The following is a 5775-nucleotide window of genomic DNA, read 5'->3' on the forward strand; positions in this document are numbered from 1 at the left end:
CACCGGCGTAGCACATCCGGTATTGCCAAGAATTAGAAGGCCCGCTTTCGGCCATCTTCAACCGGTCATCTCAGTTTTTACCGAAGATAGGTTCCCACAGAATTTTGCGTGCATGCTCCCGCGCCTCATCCTCGGTTTCGATATCGGCGACCTCGAAATCGTCATTGCAAAGCAGTTGACGCCAAGACACGTCATTTCGAGAGAACGCCTCGCGAAGCTCTACCTCTAGCTTTGTGCGGTTATCGCCTGCGCCAGAAGCTCGTTGGTACAGACGAATCGAAGCATCCTCGCTAAGACCGTCTTCCGCGTTGTAAGCGGTGCGAAGCATGTAAACAATGGTAGGGAAGTTAACCATAACGATGTTTTTAATAAGGTGCTGGGTAGACAGTAATTGTTTCCCAGACGCCCGTTAGTGGGTTGAGTTCGTAGATGCCTTGCGCACTGTTGAGGCTATTGACTCGCTGTATCGGGCCGAGAGCGGAAGCGTTCGCCGCCTTGTTGCCCGTAGAGCCAAGTCGGACGTAACCATATCCCAGGTCCATCCCCAGGTTGCCGACGTCCTGCGCTTCCACGCGAACAACTGATTGACCTGGCTGGCGCGCGATGGCATTCGCAAGGCCTCCGCCACTGCGGATAGACTGGTCTGCTGAAACAAGCAAGGTGTCCGAATGGAACGCGGAGGAAAGCGGAGGAATCGGCCCGGTACTTCCGTCCGGCTTCACACCCGTGCGTGCACGCACGATTAGGTCGGCATCTGTTACGCCACCGCCGTGTACGCTGAAAGCGTGACCGTCCGGATGTGCTATCAAAGCATCCCAGTTGCTCGGCTTCATTGGCCCGATAAAGTTTGCTTGGCCGGGCAGCGGAGGCACACCTCTCACATTGCCAAATGACGAACGGCCGATGCTACCGCTAATAGCCACCATGCCGGTGTTAGCCAGTTGCTCCCCCACGTCCCTCCAGTCCCGGTGAGGTTGTACAAGCGCGCCAATCACACCAATCCCCGGCGCGTTCCGCACAGTCCCCGTGATCCCAGCACCCACTGTGCCCAGCACTCCCTGCTGCTCGATGCTCTGCATCAGCGCACTCTTGGGCTGGTACGCGAATGCCTGTCCCGTAAGCAGGCTGCGTTGCGGCGCTAGAGCGTAGCTCGCGTAGCCGTAGGCATCCTGGCCCAGTCTCCACGCGCCTCTCACCAAGCCGGGAATCGCTGTGAATGCGTTCAAAGCAAAAGCGCCGACACCCGCCGCAGCCCGGCCTGCAGAGTTGAAGGTGAACCATGCATCCAGGCCGTCGATGGACTTCATCGAGTCATACCGAGGCACGTTGAAGCCATTTCCTGCATTGTTGGTTTGCCAGTCGTCCCGACTCCCCACCGTGGTGCCACCATTGCCAGAGCTGTCCGGTATCCAACGATCCGGAGGCATCGATCTCGGGTTGCCTGCCGACGCCGCAGCTTCTGCCTCCTTCAGTGCCGCCGCTTCTGCGGAAGCAGCGTTCAGCAAGTCGATGTTTTGCTTAAGCCCCAGCCCTTGTGCCTGGAGAGTGCTCAATATCTTCGAATTCGCCGACTCCAGTCCCCGGTTGTCACTCAGGCTCAGGCTGTCGCGGCCACTTGTGCCCGTGCCGCCCATATAGCCCGGGCCGGCTGCCAACTGCACATCCTGCGATCGATCCGCCTCCGAGGGATTTCTGAATGCATTGAGGAACTGGTCGTACCCCGTCCAACTCGGTGTTCCCCATTCCGCCGGTGCCTGAATTCCTAGCCCGCGCATGCCCTTGGGCGACAGGCTGTAGATCGAGTCCCGCGGCGTCATCATGTCCGCCACGCTGCTGCCCAACGCATTGCCAAACGCATCGGTCGCCACTTGTTGCACGCTGATGCGTCCGCCGCGCATCACGGCTGCGGTCGTGCCCGCCGCGAAGCCGCTCAGGCCCGCACGCGCGAACTTCTCCACGCCGTCGGGCATATTGGTTGACATACCGTTGGCGTCCGTAAGGCCCAGTGCCTGATTCATGCCCCAGCCCACGCCAGCACCCGCAGCACTCGCGACAACGCCCTTCCAGTCGAAGCGGTCCTGCAGCCCGGTCACCACGGCAATGCCTTGGGACAACACGTTGCCCACCGCTGCACGCGCCACGGACACGCCGAACTGCGATCCTCCCAGCAGCTGCGTGCCTGCCAAACCGGAAGCGATGCCCCCGCCCAGGGCCGAGAGCGCCACGCCTTTCCAGCTGAAGCCTTCCTGCGCACCGATGGCGATGCCCACGGCCTGGCTGGCGATCGAGCCCACGGCCCCACCGATGGCAGAGGCGATGAAGGCCCCCGTCGCACTGAGGGTGGTGGTACCTATGGTTACCCCGGCCCCTACGGCTTGGAACGCGGAGCCCAACAATCCCGCTGCAGCCCCGGCAGTGAAGTAGGCCGCGACTACTGCCACCACGATCATGATGATCTGGCCAATCCCCCCGCACCCACCCCCGTTCGCCGGCACCGGCAACACCGGATCCATGCTCCCCATCGCCTGGCTCGGGTCGTACGGCTGGAACGTCTCCACGCTGTTCGCATTCAGCGACAGCTTGGGCACCGTCAGCGTCTGCCCCGCCGTCAGCGCCCCGTCGCCGGACACCGCCAGGCTGTTGGCCTCCGCGATGCGCCACCACAGGCTCGCATCGCCCAGCACGTTGCGCGCGATGTCCTTGAGCGTCTCCCCGCCCACCACCGTGTAGGCGATCGGGTCCATGCTCTTGTGGCGTGGGCGGATCTGCGCGGCCTGCAGGCGGAAATCCGCCGTGTCCACGTACACCGGGTTGTTGGTCTGTGTCGGGTTCTCCTCGGATGTCGGGGCGTCGCCATAGCGGGCCAGCACTTCGCCGTTGGCGACCAGCTGACGCTGCACGTGCCCGGGGTCAGGGCACTGCCCGTCACCCCACCCTGGTAGCCCGAGGCCGGGTTGGCGATGCTGCTGTTGACTTCGCCCTGGGCGTTGAACCCGCCCTGGCTCACGAACACCGTGGTGCCACTTGCATCGTTCACGAACGTGCGGTCGTAGCGCGCATCGTTGCTGGTGGGTTGCGTCACCTGGTTCGTGAGCGATGCCGCGAGGCTGCCGTCAGGGGTCTGCGCCGCGATACATGTCGCTGTGACATTGCGTCGCGCGCTGGCTGCTGGGGTTCAGAGAGAATTGAGAAAATCCAAAATTAAAGGCTTGGAAATTTCCCATTCAGACAGAAGCTCTCCATCACTATTGAGATTTGTGTAAGGAGGAACATTTACATATAGATCCTGCTCGTTAAAATGGCTGCCTATACTCTCCAGCAAAAGCATCTGGTTCTGCAATCGAAAATGATCTTTAACGGGATAAATCGGCCACCAGTTAATAAAACGCGCATATCTCGGATCTCGCATAGCAGTGATAATTGCTGATGGTCGACCGGCTAGCGCAGTTTGAATCGCATCCCGCCACTGCATTTCATATTGATTTTTACCCCAATATTCTACAGGCGCCCAAAAATTCTCTCTTAAACTTGGCCCCTCAATACGACCCAAGGCTACGAGTTCATCGTTTCGCAAAATTGGCTCATCTACGAATGAGATATTAAACATGTCAATCCTTGATACGCATCATTTCAGAATTATATGTCCCGATGCGTTGTCCATTCGCATCAAATTTCTTCCACCCATTTGTTACATTGTGCCCATCCACATCTGGCGAGATATAATTTTTCCCGTTGAAATAAACGTCCTGGCCATGCGAATCAAAGGGAGCTTTATGAGGAGGAATACGGCGGTCATAACCTAAATCCTGTGCTGTCTTTCTTGCATCGAAACCACCATACAGCTCTTGAAAATTATTACTACGACCTTTCACCTCATCTGGATGATAAGGATCATTTTTTAGTGCTGGAGCAGGCTTTAGCCAATAATCTTCTCGCGTCGCCCCTCCTACACTGCTCTTATTAGAAGCAATTGCAGATACGAAAAATGGAGAAAAAGGCTTGGCCGTCAGAGTCTGCTTGTAAGCACCAGTAGCCGATCCCAAAATACCTTCCCAAGCGCTAACATAGTCCAGCACGCGATCTTGTGTCGTCTGGTGAGCGCCCAAAATCCTGGAGACACCTGACACGATCGTGCCGATGGGCGAGGCGATCATCTTGTCTATGCGAGCGATGTCCGGACTTGGCTTGGTAAACACTCGCGCCACAGCTGCCGCACGCGCTTGTGGCGAAGCGTCAAAAGTCATGTACCTCCATGCATCGCCATAGCGGCCGTCTGAGACGGCATTACCTATTTCGCGGAATGTGTCGTGCGTACCTGCAGCGATATTACGGTTACTAGTGTCTTCGAACAGCTGATCTGCCGTGAAATTTTCAGGCGACGAGCTAGTGCCGACGATTTCCATCCGATATGGGCCATCCTGCTTTTGGGCGCCCTCCGGGAAGAACAAGCTCTGATGTTTGAATGCATCCTTTCCATCGGGCATTCTCATGCCGTAGAACACAGCATTATTTTCATCCTTGAAGCTAAATACAGAGTCGGTATCAACGCCTTGAGGCAATAGTCCGACGGGTATGATCGGTGCATCTGTTAGTGTACGCTCACCAACGATGGGATAGCCACGCTCTGTGATGCGCTGACCATCGTTCGACACGAAGTCCGCTACTTGTGTGCCCAACCCGCTCACATAAGACCGTGGATTGTCGAATGCGTCTAACAGTGCGTCATGCACGTCTGCCGTGATGATCCGGCGGTTCCAATCATCCTGGTTCTGCTGAATGAAGTCGCCCAGCCGATCGTCCTGCATATCCGATTTCGCTTCCGAGGCTTGACCGCTGCTGTAAGCCAGCGACTGTCCTAATGCGTTGCCAAACGCATCGGTCGCCACCTGCTGCACACTGATACGTCCGCCTCTCGCCACAGCGGTTGTGAGCCCTGCAGCAAATCCACTCAGCGTGGCCTTGCCAATCGACTCCAGACCGAACGACTGATCGATTCCCATGCCGTTCGCATCAGTCAGGCCAAGCGCATTGTTCATGCTCCAGCCCACTCCGGCACCCGAAGCGCTTGCCGCCACGCTCTTCCAGTTGAAGCTGCTCTGCAGGCCCGTGGCCACGCCGATGCCTTGCGAGAGCACACTGCTCGCGGCAGCCCGGGCCACCGTCACCCCGAGGGTCGTTCCGCCCAGCAGGCTGGTGCCTGCCAGTCCTCCGGATACCCCTCCGCTCAGGGCAGAGAGCGCAACGCCCTTCCAGCTGAAGCCATCGTGCGCACTGATCGCACTGCCGACCGCCTGGCTGACGATCGACCCCATCGCGCCGCCTGCCACGCCGGCAGCTATTCCTGCACCAATGCCCGCACCACCTCCCAAGACACTGGCCCCTGCGGCCATGGTGGCGGCGAACCCTCCTCCGGTGGTGGTGCCCGCCAGTGTGGCTGCACCCAGAGCATTCGAGCCCAGCGAACCCGCGGCCGCTAGTGCACCGGCCGTGTAGATCGTGACCACGATCGCCACGACGACCATGATGATCGCCCCGATCCCCCCGCACCCACCCCCATTCGCCGGCACTGGCAGCACTGGATCCATACTCCCCATCGCCTGGCTCGGATCGTAGGGCTGGAACGTCTCCACGCTGTTCGCATTCAGCGACAACTTCGGAACCGTCAGCGTCTGACCCGCCGTCAGCGCCCCGTCGCCCGACACCGCCAGGCAGTTGGCCTCCGCGATGCGCCACCACAGGCTCGCATCGCCCAGCACGTTGCGCGCGATGTCTTTT

3 protein-coding genes and 1 pseudogene are annotated in these 5775 nt (G+C 59.0%); all 4 read right to left on the reverse strand.

The window, feature by feature from the left end; translation table 11 throughout:
• Positions 1-70: 70 nt before the first annotated feature.
• On the reverse strand, positions 71-328 hold the full coding sequence (locus Q9R47_RS24045; RefSeq protein ID WP_311235622.1) for a hypothetical protein: 258 nt from the start codon (positions 326-328) through the stop codon (positions 71-73).
• Between the two features lie 37 nt (positions 329-365).
• Positions 366-2900: a LysM peptidoglycan-binding domain-containing protein gene (locus Q9R47_RS24050; protein WP_311235623.1), complete on the reverse strand. Its 2535-nt coding sequence runs from the start codon at positions 2898-2900 to the stop codon at positions 366-368.
• Positions 2901-3175: 275 nt separating this feature from the next.
• A complete protein-coding gene (locus tag Q9R47_RS24055) occupies positions 3176-3607 on the reverse strand; it encodes a hypothetical protein (protein ID WP_311235624.1) in 432 nt (143 codons plus the stop codon).
• Between the two features lies 1 nt (position 3608).
• Positions 3609-5775 (reverse strand): annotated as a pseudogene (locus Q9R47_RS24060) (hypothetical protein); the annotation flags it as partial.

It is taken from the genome of Acidovorax sp. PRC11 (assembly GCF_031844105.1).
Classification (GTDB): Bacteria; Pseudomonadota; Gammaproteobacteria; order Burkholderiales; family Burkholderiaceae_C; genus Paracidovorax.

Excerpts from the sequence above, each read along its gene's own strand:
- Q9R47_RS24045 (WP_311235622.1), bottom strand. The coding sequence starts at position 328 with ATGCTTCGCACCGCTTACAACGCGGAAGACGGTCTTAGCGAGGATGCT.
- Q9R47_RS24055 (WP_311235624.1), bottom strand. The coding sequence starts at position 3,607 with ATGTTTAATATCTCATTCGTAGATGAGCCAATTTTGCGAAACGATGAA.